The sequence below is a fragment of the Streptomyces sp. B15 genome (genome assembly GCF_018070605.1).
Taxonomy (GTDB): domain Bacteria; phylum Actinomycetota; class Actinomycetes; order Streptomycetales; family Streptomycetaceae; genus Streptomyces; species Streptomyces smyrnaeus.
In genome coordinates this window covers 1-458 of sequence record NZ_JAGPXJ010000227.1, presented here as the reverse complement: position 1 = coordinate 458, position 458 = coordinate 1, and the positions used below count along the sequence as shown (strand labels likewise).

Sequence of the window (458 nt, the reverse complement as noted above, 5' to 3'; positions counted from 1 at the left end):
CCCGTGGCGCTCCGCCCAGCGCAGGTACATGCGCATGAGGATCTCCGCGAAGTCCGCGGCGTCCACGCCACCGGCACCGGACCGGATGGTGACCACGGCCTCGCGCTCGTCGTACTCGCCCGCCAGCAGGGTCTGGATCTCCAGCTCGGACAGCGCCTTCTGGATGGAGGTGAGCTCCTCCGCGGCGGCGTCCCGGGTCTCCTGGTCGTCCTCGTCCTCGGCCAGCTCCACCATGACCTCGAGGTCGTCGATGCGGCTCTCGATCTTGCGCAGCCGGTCCACCTTGGACTGCTTGTGGGAGAGCTGGGAGGTGACCTTCTGGGCCTCGTCCGGGTTGTCCCACAGGTCCGGCGCGGCGGCCTGCTGCTCGAGCTCCGTGATCTCCTTCAGCAGCGTCTCGGCGTCACTGACCGCGGCCACCGAGTCGTAGGTGGCGCGGAGGGCACGGATTTCTGCAG

1 protein-coding gene is annotated in these 458 nt (G+C 69.2%); it reads right to left on the bottom strand.

The genetic code is table 11. The features are described from left to right. Positions 1 to 458 (bottom strand): PCRF domain-containing protein (locus KBY19_RS35975; protein WP_210967538.1); only part of this gene is annotated, 458 nt, incomplete at both ends.